Genomic DNA, 20516 nt, shown 5'->3' on the forward strand with positions numbered 1-20516 from the left:
ACGGCGAGCTCGATATGCGCACCCCGCTCGAGGTTGAGCAGGCGTACTACGCTGACCTCGAATCAGCCCAGCCGGCCCCTGCCAGACAAGGCTCCCGATAGGAACGAAAGTCAGGCCGATTCACCCCGGCTCGGCCTCTTCCACTTGAGGGATGGAAGGGCTTCACCAAAACACCTGATCATGCGATAATCAAGACAGATTCGGGATCTGGGTAGAGCCTTCATGCTCCCAACCGCATCAACGACCAGCGCCCCGGCCGAGCGCGGCACTCTGTATCTGTCGGAGGTCGCCGCTACGGTGAGAGTCAGACTTGCTCATAATTTAATCGCGCGTTGACGCGCAGGAGAAGCGAAATGCCCCCCACGACTAAAGAAGGCCAACGCGCCGAACTGCACAAGACAATCTGGCGCATCGCCAATGATCTGCGCGGGTCGATCGACGGCTGGGACTTCAAGAGTTACGTGCTCGGCATGCTCTTCTACCGGTTCATCTCAGAGAACCTCACGACCTACATCAACAAGGGCGAGCACGAGGCAGGCGGGACCAGCTTCGACTACGCGGCGCTTCCTGATTCGCAGGCTGAGGTCGGGCGCAAGGAGACCGTGGCCGAGAAGGGCTTCTATGTTCTCCCGTCTGAGCTATTTCAGAACGTCCGCAAGCGCGCTGTGAACGACCCCAACTTGAACGAGACGCTTGAGCGGGTCTTCAAGAACATCGAGGGCTCTGCTGTCGGCACCGACAGCGAGGACGACCTCAAGGGCCTTTTCGACGACCTCGACATCAACAGCTCGAAGCTCGGTAACACCGTCGCGAAGCGCAACGAGAAGCTTGTCAAGCTGCTCGATGCAATCGGTGACCTGCCGCTCGGCAACTTCGAAGATAACTCGATCGACCTGTTTGGCGACGCATACGAGTACCTCATGCAGATGTACGCCTCACAAGCAGGCAAGTCCGGCGGGGAGTACTACACGCCGCAGGAAGTCTCAGAAGTTCTCGCTCGTATCACTGTGATGGGCAAGAAGCGGGTCAACAAGGTCTACGACCCGGCCGCGGGTTCTGGATCGCTCCTTCTCAAGTTCGCGAAGGTCCTCGGCAAGGAGAACGTGGGCGGCTTCTATGGTCAGGAGATCAACCTGACCACGTTCAACCTCGCGCGTATCAATATGTTCCTGCACGACGTGAACTACGAGAAGTTCAACATCGCGCACGGTGACACGCTGATCGACCCGCAGCATTGGGACGACGAACCGTTTGAAGCGATCGTCTCCAACCCGCCGTACTCCATCAAGTGGGACGGTGACGCGAACCCACTCTTGATCAACGACGAACGCTTCGCGCCGGCCGGTGTGCTCGCGCCGAAATCAAAAGCCGACCTCGCCTTCACGATGCACATCCTCAGTTGGCTGGCCGTCAACGGCACTGCGGCGATCGTCGAGTTTCCTGGCGTTCTCTACCGCGGGGGAGCGGAACAGAAGATCCGCAAGTATCTCGTCGACAACAACTACGTCGATGCCGTCGTCCAGCTTCCGCCGGACCTGTTCTTCGGCACGACGATCGGCACGTGCATCATCGTGCTTAAGAAGTCGAAGACCGACAATGCTGTCCTCTTCGTGGATGCCACAGACGAGTTCAAGCGCGTCGGCAACAAGAACAAGCTCACGCCAGACAACCAGCAGAACATCCTCCTCGCGCTCGAGAATCGCGAGGACGAGGACCACTTCATCAAGCTCATTCCGAATGAGGCCATCGCTGCCAACGGCTACAACATCGCTGTCTCCTCGTACGTTGAACGGGAGGACACGCGCGAGGTTGTTGACATCAGCGAACTGAACGCGGAAATTGCGCGGATTGTCGCGCGCCAACAAGAGCTACGTGGTTCTATCGACGAGATCGTCGCTTCGCTGGAGCGTTCAGAGTGAGTCGGATCGAAAGCATGCTGGCGGAGCTCGCCCCAGATGGCGTCGAGTTCCAACCGCTTGGCAGCGTTGTGCGAATACGCAATGGCAAGGATTACAAGTCGCTGGGCACCGGCGATGTGCCTGTCTATGGCACGGGTGGGGTCATGCTTCACGTCGATCGGTCGGCCCACCCCGGCCCATCTGTGTTGATTCCTCGCAAGGGCTCTCTGAGCAAGCTCTATTTTGTTGATAAGCCATTCTGGACTGTCGACACCATCTTCTATACCGAGATCGGTGACCGCCTCATCCCGAAATTCTTCTATTACTACTTGTTGACTCAGCGACTTGAAGAACTTAATCAAGCGGGCGGTGTCCCGAGCCTCACACAGGCCGTATTGAATCTCTTGCGAATTCCCGTGCCGCCGCTCGAGGTTCAGGCCGAAGTCGTGAGAATATTGGATCAGTTCAGTCAGCTGGAAGCGGAGCTGGAAGCGGAGCTGGAAGCTAGGCGTCGCCAATACGACTTCTACCGCGACGCGCTTCTGACATTCGGTGACGAAACGGACTTCATCCCCCTCGGCGAGCTTGGCACAATCTTTGGCGGACTCACCGGCAAGTCCAAGTCTGACTTCGCTGACGGAAACGCTCGGTTTGCCACATACATGAATGTGTTCAAGAACATCGCGCTCGATACGACTGCGGACGATTTCGTGCGCATCGGCGTCGGGGAACGTCAGCGTCCCCTCAACTACGGAGACGTCGTCTTTACCGGGTCGTCGGAGTCGTTGGCGGATGTGGGCATGACTTCAGTCGTCACAGTGCGATTGTCGGAGCCGTTGTATCTGAATAGCTTCTGTATCGGGTTCAGACCTCACAACGTCGAGCGTCTAGACCCCGACTTCGCCAAGCATCTTTTTCGATCCGGCGCCATGCGTGCCCAGATCGTGAAGACCGCCAGTGGAGTAACGCGCATCAACGTTTCGAAGGCGCGCCTCGCCAAGATCATGGTGCCGATTCCTGATCGTCCGGAGCAAGCGCGGATCGCTGAGATTCTCGACCGTTTTGAGTCGCTGACGAGCGGAATTGGTGTTGGTCTACCCGCGGAACTCGCGGCGCGACGGAAGCAGTATGAGTACTACCGTGACAAGCTACTGACCTTTGAGGAGGCTGCGCTATGAGCGATGCCTCTCCACGAAAGTACGAGCCGATCGCGGTCTCCGCGGAAAGCACGGTTGTTGCCGAGTACGCCCCGGACGCCCACGCTGCAGCGGCTTACCAGTCCGAGTCAGTGCTCGAGAGCGAACTGATCCGCCTCCTGCAGTCTCAAGCGTACGAGTATCTGCCGATCACTTCCGAGGCCCATCTGATCGCGAACCTCCGGGCGCAGTTGGAGACCCTGAACCAGATCAGCTTTTCCGATGCGGAGTGGTCTGAGTTCTTCGAGAACAAAATTTCTGGCAAGAACGACGGCATCGTCGAGAAGACGGTGCGTGTTCAGGAAGACCATGTCCAGATTCTGAAGCGCGACGACGGCTCGACGAAGAACATCACCTTGATCGACAAGCAGAACATCCACAACAACCGATTGCAGGTTGTCAATCAGTACGAGGTCGGCAAGGGCGATGGCGGGGCGACGTACGCCAATCGCTACGACGTCACGGTGCTCGTCAACGGTCTCCCTATGGTGCACATCGAACTCAAGCGCCGTGGTGTCGATATCCGCGAGGCGTTCAATCAGATCGATCGCTATCAGCGAGACAGCTTCTGGGCAGGCTCCGGTCTCTTCGAGTATGTCCAGCTCTTCGTGATCAGCAACGGCACGCTGACGAAGTACTACTCGAACACGACCCGCAACCAGCACCTCAAGGAAGGGCAGAAGCCGGGCAAGGGGCGCAAGACTTCGAATAGCTTCGAGTTCACTTCGTGGTGGGCGGACGCGCAGAACAGGCCGATCCAGGATCTGACTTCGTTCGCAAAGACCTTCTTCGCCAAGCACACGCTGCTGAACATCCTCACCCGGTACTGCGTACTCACCGCCGACCGGCTGCTGCTCGTCATGCGTCCGTACCAGATCGTCGCCACCGAGCGGATTCTGCAGCGGATCGACATCTCCACGAACTACAAGCAGCTCGGCACGTTGGCTGCGGGCGGCTACGTCTGGCACACGACCGGCTCCGGCAAGACGCTCACGAGCTTCAAGACGGCGCAACTCGCATCGAAGCTCTCGAGCGTCGACAAGGTGCTCTTCGTGGTCGACCGCAAAGACCTCGACTACCAGACGATGCGCGAGTACGACCGTTTCGAGAAGGGCGCCGCGAACTCGAATACCTCTACGTCAGTGCTGAAGAAGCAGCTTGAGAACCCGAACGCTCGGATCATCATTACGACGATCCAGAAGCTGTCGACCTTTATCAAGGCGAACAAGGGCCACGACGTCTACGACGGCCACATAGTGATCATCTTCGATGAATGTCACCGTTCGCAGTTCGGTGACATGCACACCGATATCACGAAGGCCTTCAAGCGGTACAACCTATTCGGGTTCACCGGCACACCCATCTTCGCTGCCAACGCGGGGGCTGGCGGGAACCCTCAGCTGAAGACCACCGAGCAGGCGTTCGGCGAGAAGCTCCACACATACACAATCGTCGACGCGATTACTGACAAGAACGTGCTTCCGTTCCGCATCGACTACGTCAACACGGTCAAGGTTGGTAACCCGGACGACAAGCAGGTCTCCGCGATCGACACGGAGAAGGCGCTGCTTGCCCCGGAGCGAATCAGCGAGATCGTGAAGTACACGCTGGAGCACTTCGACCAGAAGACCAAGCGATCCTCAAGCTACGAGCACTCGGTCGTCACGAACGTCGCCGAGTCCACCCGTCTTCGCCGCCAAGCTGAAGCAGTGCGGGAACGCAAACGGGTGCGCGGATTCAACGCCATATTCGCGACAGCGTCCATCGACGCCGCGCGTCGCTACTACAACCACTTCCAGATCCAGCAGGAGCAGTTCCCGCCGGATCGACGGCTGAAGATCGGCCTTATCTTTTCGTATGGCGCGAACGACGCCAGTGATGACGGAATTCTCGACGACGAAGCGTTCGATACGGATGCGATGAGCATGGACGACCGCAGGTTCCTCGAAGACGCAATCCAGGACTACAACGACGTCTTCGGCACCAGCTATGACACCAGCTCCGACAAGTTCCAGAACTACTACAAGGACCTCTCTCAGCGACTGAAGAACCGTGAGCTCGACCTGGCGATCGTCGTCAACATGTTTCTCACCGGCTTTGACGCGACCACGCTCAACACGCTGTTTGTTGACAAGAACCTGCGCGCACACGGCCTGATCCAGGCCTACTCGCGCACGAACCGCATCCTCAACTCTGTGAAGACCTACGGCAACATCGTTGCGTTCCGCGACCTGGAGGACGAGACCAACGCTGCCCTCGAACTCTTCGGTAACAAGGACGCTCGCGGGGTTGTGCTCCTCAAACCGTATGGCGACTACTACGGCGAGTATGCGGACAAGGTCGGTGAGCTCCTGACATCGTTCCCGCTCGGGCAGCAAATCATCGGGGAAGCGGCCCAGAAGGAGTTCATACAGCTGCTGGGCCAGATCCTGCGGCTCGAGAACATCCTGACGTCATTCGACGACTTCGCCGGCCACGAGATCCTCACCGAGCGCCAGAGCCAGGATTACCGCAGCATCTACCTCGACCTCTACGCCGAGTTCCGCAAGGACAAGAACGCGGACAAGGAACTCATCAATGACGACGTCGTCTTTGAGATCGAGCTGATCAAACAGGTCGAGATCAACGTCGACTACATCCTCATGCTGGTCGCGAAGTACCGCGAGCGGTTCGGCGACGGCGACGACAAGGAGATCCGCGCGGAGATTTCGCGCGCGGTGGATGCGAGCCCGACGCTGCGCAACAAGAAGGACCTCATTGAAGCCTTCGTCGACTCCGTCTCTGTGGACGGAGCCGTGGACGAGGAATGGCAGGCTTTCGTTGCTGCCAAGCGTGAGTCTGAACTACAGGCGATTATTGAGGAGGAGCGACTCCGCGCCGATGCCACCCGTGCGTTCGTTGAGACGGCCTTCCGTGATGGCACTCTTCGCACAACTGGAACTGCGATCACGAAGGTGCTTCCACCTGCCTCTCGCTTCGCGAGCGACGGTGGGCATGGCGAGAAGAAGCAGCGGGTGATCGAGAAGCTTGGAGCGTTCTTCGAGCGATTCTTTGGACTCGGCGGAGGCGTGCAGTGAGCGACGATGTCAATCCGAATCCGAGTGCGATAGCGCTTGGGCGAGTCGGTCGCGTGGTCGCAGTCGAGGATGACGGTCATACCTTTCACGCGCGCATGCAGAGCGGGGGTGCTGCACGCGTCTCAGCAACTCAATACCTCGCGGTTGACCCTGGCGATACAGTCCTAATCGGCGAGAGCTCATGGCAAGTGGTCCCCGACGATGTGTGGTTCGACGAACGATCGATCGGAATCGTTCGTCTGATCGAAAAGAAGGGGGTTCTCCTTGAGACGGCGCTTGGGCTTCGTTTCCTTCGCAAGGTACCTCGAAAGAAGCTGAATCTCGTACCTGGCAACACGGTCGAGTTCGATGACTTTCATGGCGTGACTCGCGTGGTTTCGGACACCCCGATTCGTGCGCGTGACTCGGGAGTCGAGCAGGATGTGCTCAAGGAGTATCTCGTCAAGCACGATCCGGAGAACGGCCCTACCTTCGACTCATTCGGCGGCTATCACGATGTGCGAGCGCGCGCAGTTGAACTTATCGAGACTCAGCTCAACCGCAAGGATGCGCTCGACGAGATGGGCGCGCGACCAGTGAAGGGAATCATTTTTACCGGCCCGCCGGGAACTGGGAAGACGCACTTGGCTCGCGTTATCGCACACGAGTCCAAGGCGACGTTTTTTCTTGTGAGCGGGCCTTCCATCGTGAGCAAATGGTTGGGCGACAGCGAAGACACTCTCCGTCGGATCTTCGAGGCGGCTGCATCGGAGGAGCGGGCGATCGTCTTCTTCGACGAGATTGATTCGATCGCTGAGCGCAGGACGGACGACTCGCACGAGGCCTCCAAGCGACTAGTCGCGCAGCTACTCACTCTCATGGACGGTTTCGACCAGAAACACAGCAACGTCGTGGTGATTGCCGCAACGAACCGGATCGAGCAAGTTGAACCAGCGCTCTTGAGACCCGGACGGTTCGACTGGGAAATACCTTTCGGCCTGCCGACTGCACAGGATCGGCTTGAAATCTTGCAGGTGCGCGCGAAGGAACTGAAGACGACCGGTGACCTCCCTCTCGCGGAAGTCGCATCGATGACCGACGGGTGGTCTGCTGCCCGCCTGAATTCGATCTGGACAGAAGCGGGGCTAGTAGCGGCGGGAGACGGCCGGAAGTCGATTGCAGACGAAGACGTGGCGCAGGCCTTCGAGAGAGTCCAGTCTCGTGCTTCGCGAGAGATGAACGAGGTTGACCATGTCGCTTAAATCGTGGTGGGCCGATCGTCGGCAACGTCGACAGGCGAAGTCCGCCTCGCGAGAAATCGTCAAGGCCGCTCCGCTTCGTGAGTTCGTCTACCTGGACGAGGTGAGTCTTCACAGCCTGCTTGTCTCACAAAAGTCGACGCTTCTGGACACGGTGTCCGAAGCAAGCGCGCGTGCAGAAGAGGCTGAAGTCGCTGGCGTTGCTGGCGCAAACGCGGTGGGCGTCAAGAGCGAGGTCAGTGCGCGCTACCAAACGAGCAACAGCAACAGCATGCAGAGTTCCCGCAAGGCGGTCGTGCAGTCACTGTTCAAGGAGCTGCGCGACCTGCCGCTCACGTTCAGGCTCGCTCACCTAGCCGGAGCGCCGGCGCCATTGACCAATAGTCAGGCTGTTGTCAGCGAGCGTGATCCGGCCGTAGTGCTCTCGGTCGATGAGCTGACCCGCGGCACACTTGTCGAGATCGAAGTCGAGCTCGCCGTCGACCCCGTCTTCAAACTTGGCTCGATGATGACTGAGTGGAAAGCAATGGCGGACGATTACCCCGCCATGTTCGGGGCGCCGGGACTCCTGGGGTTTCTCCGAGATTCTGAGCCGATCATGAAGGTTCTGGACCGCTTCCTCGCGGGCCTGGTTCCCATCAAAGCGGAGGCGGTTCACTACAAGTCGGTGATGATCGATGGCGCTGAATACATCGTTGATAAGCGCGCCGTCGAGGGATTGGAACTCGAGTCGTATCCGCTGTACGTCGTCGGAGTCACGGAGAAGCTCGGGTACTGGAAAGACCTGAGGAGAGTGCTCTTCTCTAACGCTCGCTTTACGGTCTTTGGCCGCGTCGCGCGGGACAGCCTCCACGACAGCTGGACTCCCGTGAAGCTGGCCGATCTCTTCGCTGATGTCGCGCCGGGTTTCGTGGATCAAATCAATGCCATCGAAGCGCCGAAGGTTGGTCAGGATTCCACGTCGGTCGCTCCGATTCATGTCGCGCATCGCGATGCCCTCACGGCCTACGCCGTCGCGATCGCTGAGCGTTGTGAATTGACAATCGACGCCGACAGCCAGGCCGAGATAGACGTTCTGATCGGCGCCTTGGCTGCCGGGCCGGCAACTCCTACTGCGCAGCGGCAGGCATTCGACAAGGTACTGACCGCAGTGACCGCGCTCAGTATGGATTCCGCTGTAGCACCTGACGCAGATGCGGACATCGCGCTCCGCCGGAATGCTCGCGAGGCCGGACGGTTGGAACTCCTTCCATCACCGCTGTCGCTCACGACACAGCCTGCCCCGACGTTGGCGGGGAATGCCACGAAGCCTCGCGAGCGAATGCTCGACGTCGAAGTAGTGGGAATCTATTGGTAGGGGATAGCTCACCGACGGTGCGCATTCGCCGCAGGCGGGGTGTCTTGACCGCCGCAGCGCCGCAGTTCATAATCAGCGGCAGCATCGCCCGTCGAGTGTCGGAGCCATGCGAGACACTAAGAAAACTGAACAAGGAGCAACATCATGGCTGAACCGAGAGCATTTCTGAGTTTTGACTACGACAACAACCTTTCATCGAGGAATCTCTTCGCAGGCCAGGCAAAGAGCGACTCGCCGACACCGTTCATCGTGGAGGATTGGTCGTCAAAATCCGTCCTCCCTGAGTCGGAGTGGGAAGCACTGATCTCGAAGAAGATCGCGAACTGCCACATGCTCATCGTCCTCGTAGGGAAGTCGATGGGGTCCGCCTACGGAGTCGCCGCCGAGATTGCAATGGCGAAGGACAAGAACGTCCCCATCTTTGGCGTCTATGTCGACGGCGCGGGGACAGCGAGCACGCTGCCAAGTGGGCTCGCAAGGAATCGAGTCATCGGGTGGAACTGGACGAATATCGCTGCAGCCATCCAGCAGATGATGGGTGAAGGGAAAAACGCCTAGCCGGGCGCTGATATGCCGGAATCTGACGACAAGCTGGCGATCTACCTCATGGCAGTCGAAATGGCTGACCGTGTTTCTTCGCGACGCATGCTGGCGAATGGCTTCTTCCTCAGCGTCCATACTGCGCTCGTAACGATCCTCGGGTTCACCTACAGCAGCATCTCCAGCGGCCAGAAGTCATTGGTCATCATCATCGCCATGATGGGCTTCCTCCTGGCGCTGACCTGGTACTTCGCCCTGAGGTCATACCGACGCTTGAACCGTGCCAAATTCAACGTCATCAATGGCATGGAGAAGGCACTGCCGGAGCAGTACTTCACCCGGGAATGGGCCGAGCTAACGAGAACCACGGAGGACGACCTTGAGATGAAGAGCCTTCGTGGCCGGTGGCTCAAGTTCAAGGACCGATACACAACGCTCACCAACGTTGAGTCCATTGTTCCGCTCGTGTTCGCGATGATCTACGTCGTCCTGCTTGTCGGCACATTGCTAGGAGTTGTTGCTTGATGAGCAGTCCAGATGCCAACTACATCACCCAGATCGCGGAGCGTATTCGTGCTGCGATCGATCCGGACAAACTGCCCGAGGACGGACTCGACCAGCTCTTTTCGAGCTACGCACTGCTTGCTCTAAGTAAGGGAGTGCGAGTTAGCAATGAAGACGTACACGACGCGTGGTCTGTATGGGCCACAGAGTTCGATCCGCAGAACGATTCGATCGTCCCCTTCGATGACCTGTCGCCTGACGTTCAGGAGCAGGACACGATCTTTCGTGACGCGATCCGCGATGTTGCGAAGTCGCTATCCTGATCTATGGGTTCGTCGGGTAGCGGACCAGTGCCTCTCGAATCGTGATGCCCTCCGCGCGAAGCGCGCTGAGGATGGTCTTATTGTCATAGCCGAGCCGCTTGCCAATGCTGACGCTGGATAGGCCACCTTCGTATAGGTCTGCGGCCCTAGCGATGTCGGCGGAGGTCATGCCGCGCGAGGTGTCGACGCCCCGATCCGCCAGGTGCTTGGCTATCGTCGTTCGAGACAACCGAAACTCTGTCGCGAGTTTCCGCATGCTCCGAATCTCGCGGTAGCGTGCGACGAGTGCGTCAATCTCGCCTTCGCGGAGCTGTTTGGCCATCCGGACAGAGCTCGGTAGATCAGCCGTCGATCTGCGAGAAGTTGAAGCCTTCGAGGCAAGCGCCAGGGGCGAAATACCTACAGCAACATGTTTTGAGTAGTTGTGCAAGACCCGCACCCCTTCGTCTCTGCGCCGTTCTGACGTCTGAGGCAGTCCCGCAGAACGGCTTGCGGGGTCAAGCAACAAAGCTCCCTGAGGGTCGCCGCGTAGAAAGGTCTCTTGCGTGCGATCCTTCTCCGATGTGGGTGACCTTCTGGCCAGATGTGTTGGTCGCGTGTATCGGTGCCGGACTGACGGTGCTGATCGCGTATGCGACGTACAAGCTGAACCTCATAAGGGACGAAGCGCAGTCCTTGAACTCACTGATTGGCGAGCTGCACCGTCGCCGAGCACTTGCCAGCCGACCGGTCGTCATTCCGGGCGCGCGTGAGAATCCAGATTTTGCACGAGCGACATCGAGCGTGTTGTCGATACGGGATGAGGTTCGGCGGACTCGAGACCGAGTGCGTCAGATCGAGCCCACCGAGCAGCCGCTCTCGCGAATGACTCGTGCATGCAACTACTTCCTCGAGGCATCGGACGCGGAGCCGGACCAGTACGCAGTTCTCCTAGTGAAGCTCCAGGCAGATCTCAGCGGGGCCGTGGCTGATCTGGCTTCGTCGCATCGTGGCGTCCGCCACCTCGAACCCGGAGCTGGAGCGTTCTGAGCGGCATCATCAATACGCGGCACCACTACGGCAGAGGGGCGACTCGCTTCGCGGCGTTCGGTAAGTCTTGCATCGTCGCGGGACGTCTTCTGGCGCTGGCTTCAGCCCGGGAATGTTGTGAGTTTATATGCGTTTGAATGGAAACAGTGGGAGAATCGTCACCACGACGCCTCGCACCCACTCTGACCATCGACGGGAGAACCCCATGAATGTCGCACCCTCGGGACTGCACCACGTCACCGCGCTCGCCGGTGACCCGCAGAAGAACATCGACTTCTACGTCCGCGGGCTCGGCCTGCGGCTGGTGAAGAAGACGGTCAACTTCGACGACCCCGGCACGTATCACCTCTACTACGGCGATGAGTCCGGACGGCCCGGTAGCCTCATGACCTTCTTCCCGTGGCGCAACATCGCCCCCGGGCGCATCGGTGCCGGGCAGTCGACCTCCACAGCGTTCAGCGTGCCCGCCGGGTCGCTCGGCTGGTGGCACGAGCACTTCACCTCCCTCGGTGCCGAGCCGCGCATCACCTCGCCCTCCAGCAGCGAGGAGCGCCTCATGGTCGCCGACCCCGACGGGCTCCGCATCGAACTCGTCGCCACGAACACCGACGACCCGCGCGACCCGTGGGACTCGGCGAGCGTGCCGGCGGAGTACGCCGTGCGCGGGCAGCACTCCAGCGTCCTCACGGTGCGCGACCCCGAGGGCACCGTCGGACTTCTCGTCAACGACCTCGGCATGCGCGTCGTCGAACAGGCCGGTAACCGCACCCGGCTCGCCGCGGGCGACGGTCTTCCGGGCGCCATCGTCGACGTCGTCAGCTCCGGACTCACCCCGACCGGCCTGACCGCCGGGGGAACGGTGCACCACATCGCCTTCCGCGTGCCCGACCAGGAGACGCAGCAGCAGTGGCGTGACGAGCTCGTCTCGCGTGGACACCAGGTGACCGAGATCCTCGACCGCCAGTACTTCACGAGCATCTACTTCCGCGAGCCCGGCGGCGTGCTCTTCGAGATCGCCACCGACACCCCCGGCTTCGACATCGACGAGCCCCTCCTCGAACTCGGCCGCGCCCTCAAGCTGCCGCCGTGGCTCGAGCCCTCCCGTGAGGCAATCGAGGCCGCCGTCGTGCCGGTGCAGCTTCCGGCCGAAAACAACCCGGGAGCGGCAGCATGAGCGCGGTCTCCATCGAGTCCTGGCCGCACGTCTTCATCCCGGGGGATGCGGATGCCCCGGTGTTGCTGACCCTGCACGGCACCGGCGGGAACGAGCAGGAGATCACCGGGATCGTTTCCCACCTCTGGCCCGGCGCCGGAGTGCTCTCGCCGCGCGGTCGCGTAAGTGAGAACGGCATGAACCGCTGGTTCCGTCGGCTCGGCGAGGGTGTGTTCGACGTCGACGACGTGATCCAGCGCGCCGGCGAGCTCGCTGAGTTCGTCACCGCCGCGCGCGAGCACTACGACCTCGCGGATCGGCGCCTCATCGCCGTCGGCTTCTCCAACGGAGCGAACATCGGTCTCGCGACCGCGCTTCTGCACCCCGAGGTACTCGACCGGGTCGTGGCGTTCAGTGGGATGTTCCCGTTCGCCGACCGCGACCCGATCGGCGACGTCTCCGCCGTCGAGGTGGTGTTGCTGAACGGCGTCGCTGACCCGATGGCTCCGTCGGCCTCGGTCGATCGGCTGGAGAAGATCGCGGCATCCCACGGTGCGAAGGTCACGCGTCACACCCGTCCCGGCGGTCATGGACTCGCACAGAGCGACATCGACGCCGCACGGGAGTGGCTCGCGGGACGCTGAGATCGGCATCCGTGGGGCTGGTCATGCGCGAGCCCCACGGCCCATCTCACAGCTGGGCGCGAAACAATAGACGGATGCACCCGAACCCGAAGCGTCGATTCGAACCGATCTACTCGATGGCGGTCGGCGCGGGCCGCGTGTTCTTCGGGGGAGTGTTGCAGCTCCGGCCGAAGATGACCGGCGCCGAGTCGATCCCCAAGTCCGGGCCCGCGGTGCTCGCGATCACCCACTTCGGATACATGGACTTCGCCCTCGTCGAGTGGGTCGCGTGGCTGCGGACCCGTCGTCGGGTCCGGTACATGGTGACCAAGCGCGCCGCCGATAAGCCGGTGGTCGGGTGGCTCCTGGGCCAGATGCGGCACATCCCCGTCGACATGTCCGCCGGGCGCGACGCGTACACGAACGCGGTCGCGGCACTGAAGCGCGGCGAGGTGCTCGGTGTCTTCCCCGAGGCGGGAGTCAGTGCGTCGTTCACGGTGCGAGAGCTGAAGACGGGTGCCGTGCGGATGGCGGCTGCCGCCGGTGTTCCCGTCATCCCCGTGGTCGTCTGGGGCGGACAGCTCCTTCGCACAAAGAACCATCGCGCGAGCTTCCGTGAGGCGCTCCGGGCTCCGATCCGTGTCTCGATCGGAAAGCCGATGCACGTGAGCGGGTCCGACGACCCGGTCGAGGCCACGGCCGCGTTGCGTACGGAGCTGGAGACCCTGCTCGCGGACGCGCAGGCGACCTACCCGCGTTCGGGCGAGGGGCAGTGGTGGCAGCCGGCGCACCTCGGCGGATCGGCGCCGACCCCCGAGGTTGCGGCCGAGATGGAAGCAGAGCGCCAGCGGAAGCGGGCTGCCGAGAAGCACTGATCCGCCACGTGCTGGTCATCCTGACGACAGACCGCGCCGCCATCTTCGACGAACAACGTGGGTTGCTTGCCTACTGCTCCTCGACGACGGGGAAGACCATTCCCGTGTTGGTCTCGCGGTTGTAGTCGTGACGGGCAGGGTCGTAGTACTCGACTCCAGGGGGGAGCGTCTCGCCGGGCTCACCGAACGCAGCGCGGTAGTCGTTCGGACACCCCTCCGTCCCCTGGCAGCGCAGGTCGTCCGGGTACACAAGCCACAAGGTTCCGGTCTGCGCCCATGCCGGCAGCTCGGTCAGCGGCTGTTCCGTTTCGGGGAGATCGGCCGGATCGGCCGGATCGGCCGCGGCCTCCGGCTGTGACCCGGTGACGGGAAGCATGTCGACGACATTCGGCTCCTCGGGGACGGTCACCGACGTGACAGCGGGAAGTGCGAGGGCGACGAGCCCAGCGACGACGAACGCCGAGGCGGCGAGGGTGATCTTCTGGGTGCGATTCATGCTCGCCAGCCTGACATCCGTGCGCACGATTATCGAACTCGGATCGGGGGAACAGCCTGCCGCGGAAGAGGGCTGCCGAGAAGCAGTGAATGGGGGAGGATGCTTCGCATGGCCGAGGTGCTGATCTTCCACCACATCCAGGGGCTCACCGACGGGGTGCGCGCGTTCGCCGATGACCTCCGACGCGCGGGGCACACCGTGCACACCCCCGACCTCTTCGACGGGCGCACCTTCGACACCATCGATGACGGCTTCGCGTTCGCTCAGGAGACCGGGTTCGACGCGCTGCGCGAGAGAGGAGTGGCGCTCGCCGATGAGTACCGCACCGACCTCGTGTACGCCGGGTTCTCGTTCGGCGTGATGATCGCGCAGCAGCTGGCGCAGACGCGTCCCGGTGCGCGCGGGGCGCTCCTCATGTACTCCTGCATTCCGGTCTCGGAGTTCGGTGAGGCGTGGCCCCCGGGGGGGCTGCCTGCACAGATCCACGGCAAGGAGGGCGATGAGTTCTTCCAAGAGGACCTGCCTGCGGCCCGCGCGCTCGCCGACTCGTCGCCGTCGGTCGAGTTGTTCCTGTACCCGGGCGCGCAGCACCTGTTCGCCGACTCGTCCCTCGACGCCTTCGACCCCGAGGCGTCCGCGGTGCTGCTGGAGCGCGTGAAAGCGTTCCTCACGGCCGTCTGACCGGATGCCGCGGGGGAGCGGCGCCGACCTTGCGGGGCGGATTGTTACCGTCCGTGACTGGAGTTCGGGCGGTTTCGCCCTGGCCCGGCATCCGCTCCGAATAACCGGAAACACCCGACTCCGCCGCATCTCACCGCCGGCGGGGCTTCCGAGACAGGAGCCCTCATGACCACGTCGAACACCATCGCCGCTGAGGTCGCCGACTTCGTTCCTGGCTTCTCGAACGCCGTCGGCCCGACGCTGACCGCCGTCTTCGACGAGGAGCAGAGCGACCTGCGTGCTGGCGGAGTGCCGGACGGGGCTGTCTCGGTGGGGGACACGCTGCCCGCGGCGGCGACCGTCGTCGACGTCCGCGGCGAGTCGCATGACCTCGAGTCGCTTCTCGGTGAGGGTCCCGCGGTGCTGGTGTTCTACCGGGGCGCGTGGTGTCCGTTCTGCAACATCACCCTCGCGCACTACCAGCGCACCCTCGCTCCGGAGCTCGACGAGCGCGGTGTGCGCCTGATCGCTATCAGCCCGCAGACGCCGGACGGGACGGCATCCGCCGTCGAGAAGGGCGAGCTGGGCTATACCGTCGTCTCCGACCCCGGCAACGCGCTCGCCGGCGCGCTCGGGATCGTCACCGCCCCGAGCGGCGCCGCGCAGGACGCGCACACGCAGCTCGGGTTTGCGGTGAAGGACAGCAACGCCGACGACACGCCGGCGATCCCGTTCCCGTCGGTGATCGTCGTCGACGCCGCGCGGACCGTGGCGTTCGCGGACATCAAGGTCGACTACACCCAGCGCACCGAGACGGCGGAGATCCTCGCGACGGTGGATGCGCTGTAGAGCAGCGGGCTGAGCTCACTGGTCTCAGTCGTGCACTGCCGGTGTCTCGGAGCGGCAGCCCTTCGAGCGGCGTGTGATGCTGGGGCGGTGAACCTCATCTTCCCCGATGCCGTCGTCCCGGTTCTCCTCCGACTGATGCGTGCGAACCGTGCGTTCGTCACCGCCGAAGGTGCGCGCCGACGGATCCGGGAGCGGGAGCTGCGGCCAGTACCGTACGGGCCCCCGGGACGGTTGCGGAGCGGCATCCGTGTCGATGTGGAACAGGTCGACGGGTGGCCGGTGTACACGATCCTGCCGCCGGAGGTGCGCGGAGCCGTCGTCTACGTTCACGGCGGGGGATGGGTCAATGAGATCGCGACCCAGCACTGGCATCTGGCGGCGCGCATCGCCGCGGAGGCGTCGGTGGCGGTCGTGGTTCCGATCTATCCGCTCGTGCCGTTCGGGACAGCGCAGGAGGCGCGGGACGGCGTCGTCGCTCTCGTCCGTCGCAGTATCGAAAAGTATGGCGCAACGTGTCTCGCGGGGGACTCCGCCGGCGGACAGATCGCCCTGTCGGCCGCGCTCGCTCTGCGCGACGAGGACGTGGTGCTGCCGCGGACGATCCTCATCTCGCCCGCGCTGGACCTGTCGTGGAGCAACCCGCGCATCCCGATCGTGCAGCCGACCGACCCGTGGCTCGGCACCCCGGGAGGCCGGGTGCTCGCCGAGCACTGGCGGGGCGATCTGGACCTGCTCGACCCGGTGGTGAGTCCGCTATTCGGAGACCTCGCGGGGCTCGGTCCGATCACCGTGTTCACCGGGACGCGGGACGTTCTGAACCCCGACGCGCGCGTGCTGGCGGATAAGGCGCGCGCGGCGGGGGTGGCGTTCGATCTGCACGAGGAGGTCGGGCAGGTGCACGTGTATCCGCTGGTGCCGACGCGCGCCGGGCGTGAGGCGCAGGAGCAGATCGTCGAGGCGGTGCGGGCGGGCGTCGCGGGGTAGGGGCGTCGGGTTTCGGTGGGTGTGCTCTGACGTCGAGTGAAGAAGAAGCAGGCCGTGCTGACGTTAGTTCGCCCGGCGGGACACCGCGAGGGTTGTTGCGCCCAGGGCGATGCCGGCGACTCCGCCGAGCACGCTGATCGTCGGCCATAGCGGCACGACGGAAAGGGCTGTTTCTCCGGTCGACGGGGCTAGGTACGAGCACTGCGCGCCGAAGGGGAACAGGGAGATCATCTCGCCGGTCGCCGTGATGCCCTCTTGGTGCCTCGCGGTGAAGTCAGCCGGAGGTTGGACGTTGTTGACGCACGCTGACGCGTCTCGCGTTATCAATGGCCCCAGAGCTCCGACGATGCCGGCCAGGATCAGGATGCCGCCGATGACGAGGCTGGGGATGGCGAGGCGAGACCGACGCGACGCGTCAAGGGGCTTCGCGTCGGTTTCCATCTCAGCAGTATGGCGCTGACTTCGGCGCCCTTCGTCGACCATCAGCGGGAGGTCGTGAATGGGCGGGTCGGAGGCGAATGCCTCAGCGGACGGGATCTTGCCTGCCGGCGTCGGGGCCGTGCTCGGTCTCGAATGCGATCCGATCGCGCCGTGCGGCGCGGACGCGAATGATGCCGAACGCTACGACTACTAGCGCGAACAGGAAGTACAGCACGGTGAACCAGCTGGATGCAGTCCAGTAGAGAGAGACGCCGAAGTACACCAACGCGTATCCCCACAACAGCATCCACCGGGCCTGGATGCGCTGACGGTCGAGCGACATGCGTTGTTGGATCAGCGACGGCATCCGGTGGTCTCCTCGCTCCGCGTCGTGGTCTCGTCGACGCTCTCAGCGTTCATGACACGTGTCAACGGCCGGCCCGGCGCCGTGTCGACCTGCTAGCGCGCCGCCGCGCGTCCACAACGACCAGAACGCGACGTGGCTGCGGCATCCGTCCAGGATCGTGCACACGGCAACCGCCGGTGTAGACGACGAAGCACACCTGGAGGCGACGATGACTCCCGCGACGCAGACCAAACCGCCCGCAGCACTCACCGGGCAGGTGGGTACCAAGAAGGCCCGACCGCCGGCGAAGATCTGGTTCTTCCGCCTCCTCGGGGTGGCGCTCGGGCTCCTGACCTGGCTCCTGCTCGGCACCACGACCGTCAGCGACGACGCGCGGATCGTCGGCGGCCTGGCGATCCTCGTGGCGGTGTGGTGGACGACCGAGGCGGTGCCGCTTCCGGTCACCTCGCTCCTTCCGATCGTCATCCTGCCGCTCTTGACGGCGCGGACGGTCCCCGAAGCGACCACCCCGTACGCGAACCCGATCGTTTTCCTCTTCGTCGGCGGGTTCCTCATCGCCATCGCGATGCAGAAATGGAACCTCCACCGCCGCATCGCCCTCCTCACCCTCCGCCGCGTCGGAACGCACCCGCGACGCATCGTGCTCGGCATGATGATCGCCACCGCGTTCCTGTCGATGTGGGTGTCGAACACCGCCACGACGCTCATGATGCTCCCCATCGGCCTCAGCGTCCTCGCCCTGGTCGTGGAGAACAGCGACCGCATAGGCGGACGCGAGAGCGCCGGATCGATGACCGAGCAGATCCGCAACGGCACCCCCATCAGCGAGGTCATCCGCGTTCCCGACGTGCGGAAGTTCGGCGTCGGCCTCGTGCTCGCCATCGCCTGGTCGGCGACCATCGGCGGCCTTGGCACGCTCCTCGGCAGCCCACCCAACGCCATCGTCGCCGGATACATCAGCGACGAACTCGGCCGCAAGATCGGCTTCCTTGAGTGGATGATGCTCGGCGTCCCGATCGTGATCGTCTTCACCTTCCTCGCGTGGGTGCTGATCGTGCGGGTGCTGTTCCGCTTCCAGCTCGACGAGGTTCCCGGCGGCAAGCAGCTGATCAACGACGAGATCGCCAAGCTCGGCCCCACCAGCCAGGGCGAGAAGACCGTGCTCGCCGTCTTCCTCCTCGCCGCGTTCTTCTGGATCGTCCCGGGCCTGCTCTCGGGCATCGGAGACCTCGGAGAGCGGATGCCGTGGCTCGGCATCTTCGACGACACCGTCGTCGCCATCGGCGCCGGCATCCTGCTCTTCCTCCTTCCGGGCGACAAGAAGGGCACCATGACGCTGGAGTGGAAGGATGCCGAGAAGGGCCTCCCGTGGGGCGTGCTGCTGCTCTTCGGTGGCGGTCTCTCGCTCGCCGGCGCGGTCGCCGCCACCGGCCTCGACGCATGGTTCGGCGAGCAGGTCAGCGGGCTCGGCGCGCTGCCCATCGTCCTGCTGATCGGCGTGGTCGTGGTGCTGGTGCTCTTCCTCACCGAGATCACCAGCAACACCGCCACGGCGGCGACGTTCATCCCGATCCTGGGTGGGGTGGCCATTGGGGTCGGCGTCGACCCGATGACGCTGCTGATCCCCGCGGCGCTCGCGGCCACGTGCGCGTTCATGCTCGCCGTCGGCACTCCGCCGAACGCGATCGTCTTCGCGTCTGGACAGGTGAAGATCATCGAGATGGTCCGCGGCGGACTGGTGCTGAACATCGTCGGCGCGATCCTCATCACCCTCTTCACGGTGCTCATCGGACCGTGGGCGCTGGGGCTGGTGATCTAGCCGGGGCGTTGGGTGTGGCGGTGCCCGGCGCGGGGAGGTTCGCGCCGGGCACCGCTGCGTGTGCGGAGTTCGGCGAGGATGGGGTGCAGCATCCGCTGCGGGGAATGTCGCGGGGTCGCGGTGAGGGCGCCGGAGTAGTCTGCGACGGTGCATCCTCCGCTCGAGCCGTTCGCGACCGGCCGGCTGCGTCGCCCGGGTGGCGTCGAGCTGTACTGGGAGACCTCGGGCAACCCGCAGGGCAAGCCCGCGATCTACCTGCACGGTGGGCCCGGCGGCGGGCTGGGTCAGGGCGGATACCGGCGGCGCTTCGACCCCGCCGCGCATCTCATCGTCGGCGTCGATCAGCGGGGGTGTGGGCGGAGCACGCCATGGGCGATCGATGATCTCGACCGCCTCGACGAGAACACGACGCAGACGCTGCTCGATGACCTCGAAGCGCTGCGGGAACATCTCGGTATCGACGCGTGGCTGCTCCACGGGGTGTCGTGGGGGTCGACGCTCGCGCTGGCCTACGCGCTCGCGCACCCCACACGCGTAACCGAGATCGTGCTGACCGCCGTGACCACCGGCGCCCGGTCCGAGATCGACTGGATCACGGAGGGCGTCGGAGCGATCTTCCCCGAGGCGTGGGAGGAGTTCGCGGGCGAGGTGCCGGACGGCATCCGTGTCGTGAAGCATTACTCGGAGCTCATGCGGAGTCAGGATGCCGCGACCCGCGCCGCAGCGGCGGATCGCTGGGATCGGTGGGAGTCCACGCACATCTCGCTCGACCCCGCATGGCAGCCCGGCCCGCTGCACGAGGATGCCCGCACCCGTGAGAACTTCGCCACTCTCGTCACCCACTACTGGGCGAACGACTGCTTCCTGCGCGGTGCGGATGCCGTCCTCGAGCGGGCCGGCAAGCTCGCCGGCATCCCGGGGGTGCTGATCCACGGACGTCGGGACGTGAGCGGGCCGGCCATCACCCCATGGCGCCTGCACCGTACGTGGCCGGGCAGTCGACTCGAGATCGTCGAGAGCGAAGGGCACGGCGGCCCGATCGAGATGGAGCTCACGCGAGAGGCGATCGACGGGTTCCTGTAGTCGGGCGGTTGTGGGCGGGTCGGCT

The 20516-nt window shown here is 63.3% G+C and carries 21 protein-coding genes; 17 read left to right on the forward strand and 4 right to left on the reverse strand.

The window, feature by feature from the left end; genetic code table 11:
- Nucleotides 1–353: 353 nt before the first annotated feature.
- The 8 genes from KZC50_RS12765 to KZC50_RS12800 all read left to right on the forward strand — a co-directional run bounded on the left by KZC50_RS12765 (nt 354) and on the right by KZC50_RS12800 (nt 10133).
- Nucleotides 354–1919, forward strand: a complete 1566-nt coding sequence (locus KZC50_RS12765; RefSeq protein ID WP_310891925.1) for a type I restriction-modification system subunit M — start codon at nt 354–356, stop codon at nt 1917–1919.
- A 14-nt stretch (nt 1920–1933) separates the two neighbouring features.
- Complete coding sequence (locus KZC50_RS12770) at nt 1934–3076, forward strand: restriction endonuclease subunit S (RefSeq protein WP_310891926.1); 1143 nt, start codon at nt 1934–1936, stop codon at nt 3074–3076.
- Nucleotides 3073–6171 carry a type I restriction endonuclease subunit R gene (locus KZC50_RS12775; protein ID WP_310891927.1) on the forward strand — a complete coding sequence of 1033 codons (3099 nt, stop codon included), beginning with the start codon at nt 3073–3075 and terminating at the stop codon, nt 6169–6171. Before KZC50_RS12770 ends, KZC50_RS12775 begins: the two co-directional genes overlap by 4 nt.
- On the forward strand, nt 6168–7412 hold the full coding sequence (locus tag KZC50_RS12780) for an ATP-binding protein (protein ID WP_310891928.1): 1245 nt from the start codon (nt 6168–6170) through the stop codon (nt 7410–7412). Before KZC50_RS12775 ends, KZC50_RS12780 begins: the two co-directional genes overlap by 4 nt.
- Entirely contained in the window at nt 7402–8766 is a 1365-nt protein-coding gene (locus tag KZC50_RS12785) for a DUF6414 family protein (RefSeq protein WP_310891929.1), read from the forward strand. The genes KZC50_RS12780 and KZC50_RS12785 overlap by 11 nt, the downstream gene beginning before the upstream one ends.
- 144 nt (nt 8767–8910) lie before the next feature.
- Entirely contained in the window at nt 8911–9324 is a 414-nt protein-coding gene (locus tag KZC50_RS12790; RefSeq protein WP_310891930.1) for a TIR domain-containing protein, read from the forward strand.
- 12 nt (nt 9325–9336) lie between these two features.
- Nucleotides 9337–9831, forward strand: coding sequence for a RipA family octameric membrane protein (locus KZC50_RS12795; RefSeq protein ID WP_310891931.1), 495 nt, complete (start codon nt 9337–9339; stop codon nt 9829–9831).
- Nucleotides 9831–10133, forward strand: coding sequence for a DUF7701 domain-containing protein (locus tag KZC50_RS12800; RefSeq protein ID WP_310891932.1), 303 nt, complete (start codon nt 9831–9833; stop codon nt 10131–10133). The genes KZC50_RS12795 and KZC50_RS12800 overlap by 1 nt, the downstream gene beginning before the upstream one ends.
- 1 nt (nt 10134) lies before the next feature.
- On the opposite strand, the gene KZC50_RS12805 is transcribed toward KZC50_RS12800, so the two are convergent.
- Complete coding sequence (locus KZC50_RS12805) at nt 10135–10455, reverse strand: hypothetical protein (RefSeq protein ID WP_310891933.1); 321 nt, start codon at nt 10453–10455, stop codon at nt 10135–10137.
- Nucleotides 10456–10694: 239 nt separating this feature from the next.
- On the opposite strand from KZC50_RS12805, the gene KZC50_RS15735 reads away from it, so the two are divergent.
- The 4 genes from KZC50_RS15735 (at nt 10695) to KZC50_RS12820 (ending at nt 13813) form a co-directional block, all read left to right on the forward strand.
- Complete coding sequence (locus KZC50_RS15735; protein ID WP_490390909.1) at nt 10695–11162, forward strand: DUF6650 family protein; 468 nt, start codon at nt 10695–10697, stop codon at nt 11160–11162.
- 205 nt (nt 11163–11367) lie between these two features.
- Complete coding sequence (locus KZC50_RS12810) at nt 11368–12336, forward strand: ring-cleaving dioxygenase (protein WP_310891934.1); 969 nt, start codon at nt 11368–11370, stop codon at nt 12334–12336.
- Complete coding sequence (locus KZC50_RS12815) at nt 12333–12959, forward strand: alpha/beta hydrolase (RefSeq protein WP_310891935.1); 627 nt, start codon at nt 12333–12335, stop codon at nt 12957–12959. Before KZC50_RS12810 ends, KZC50_RS12815 begins: the two co-directional genes overlap by 4 nt.
- A gap of 74 nt (nt 12960–13033) precedes the next feature.
- Nucleotides 13034–13813 carry a lysophospholipid acyltransferase family protein gene (locus tag KZC50_RS12820; RefSeq protein ID WP_310891936.1) on the forward strand — a complete coding sequence of 260 codons (780 nt, stop codon included), beginning with the start codon at nt 13034–13036 and terminating at the stop codon, nt 13811–13813.
- A gap of 70 nt (nt 13814–13883) precedes the next feature.
- Here the strand turns inward: KZC50_RS12820 and KZC50_RS12825 are convergent, their stop codons facing one another.
- Nucleotides 13884–14309, reverse strand: a complete 426-nt coding sequence (locus tag KZC50_RS12825) for a hypothetical protein (protein ID WP_310891937.1) — start codon at nt 14307–14309, stop codon at nt 13884–13886.
- Nucleotides 14310–14417: 108 nt separating this feature from the next.
- Here KZC50_RS12825 and KZC50_RS12830 point away from each other — a divergent pair, with 108 nt between their 5' ends.
- From KZC50_RS12830 to KZC50_RS12840, 3 genes are all read left to right on the forward strand, one after another.
- Nucleotides 14418–14990 (forward strand): dienelactone hydrolase family protein, encoded by a 573-nt coding sequence (locus KZC50_RS12830; RefSeq protein ID WP_310891938.1) that lies wholly within the window; start codon nt 14418–14420, stop codon nt 14988–14990.
- Nucleotides 14991–15155: 165 nt separating this feature from the next.
- Nucleotides 15156–15818, forward strand: coding sequence for a peroxiredoxin-like family protein (locus tag KZC50_RS12835; protein ID WP_310891939.1), 663 nt, complete (start codon nt 15156–15158; stop codon nt 15816–15818).
- A gap of 87 nt (nt 15819–15905) precedes the next feature.
- Nucleotides 15906–16802, forward strand: a complete 897-nt coding sequence (locus tag KZC50_RS12840) for an alpha/beta hydrolase fold domain-containing protein (protein WP_310891940.1) — start codon at nt 15906–15908, stop codon at nt 16800–16802.
- 63 nt (nt 16803–16865) lie between these two features.
- Here the strand turns inward: KZC50_RS12840 and KZC50_RS12845 are convergent, their stop codons facing one another.
- Together KZC50_RS12845 and KZC50_RS12850 are read right to left on the reverse strand one after the other, a co-directional pair.
- The gene (locus tag KZC50_RS12845; protein ID WP_310891941.1) at nt 16866–17243 is read right to left on the reverse strand and encodes a hypothetical protein; all 378 of its coding nucleotides are present in this window, start codon (nt 17241–17243) and stop codon (nt 16866–16868) included.
- Between the two features lie 82 nt (nt 17244–17325).
- Nucleotides 17326–17589 (reverse strand): hypothetical protein, encoded by a 264-nt coding sequence (locus KZC50_RS12850; RefSeq protein WP_310891942.1) that lies wholly within the window; start codon nt 17587–17589, stop codon nt 17326–17328.
- Nucleotides 17590–17746: 157 nt separating this feature from the next.
- On the opposite strand from KZC50_RS12850, the gene KZC50_RS12855 reads away from it, so the two are divergent.
- Nucleotides 17747–19408: an SLC13 family permease gene (locus tag KZC50_RS12855; RefSeq protein WP_310891943.1), complete on the forward strand. Its 1662-nt coding sequence runs from the start codon at nt 17747–17749 to the stop codon at nt 19406–19408.
- Between the two features lie 147 nt (nt 19409–19555).
- Nucleotides 19556–20491: a prolyl aminopeptidase gene (pip, locus tag KZC50_RS12860; protein WP_310891944.1), complete on the forward strand. Its 936-nt coding sequence runs from the start codon at nt 19556–19558 to the stop codon at nt 20489–20491.
- Nucleotides 20492–20516: the final 25 nt, after the last annotated feature.

This window comes from Microbacterium aurantiacum, assembly GCF_031625015.1.
GTDB classification, from domain to species: domain Bacteria; phylum Actinomycetota; class Actinomycetes; order Actinomycetales; family Microbacteriaceae; genus Microbacterium; species Microbacterium aurantiacum.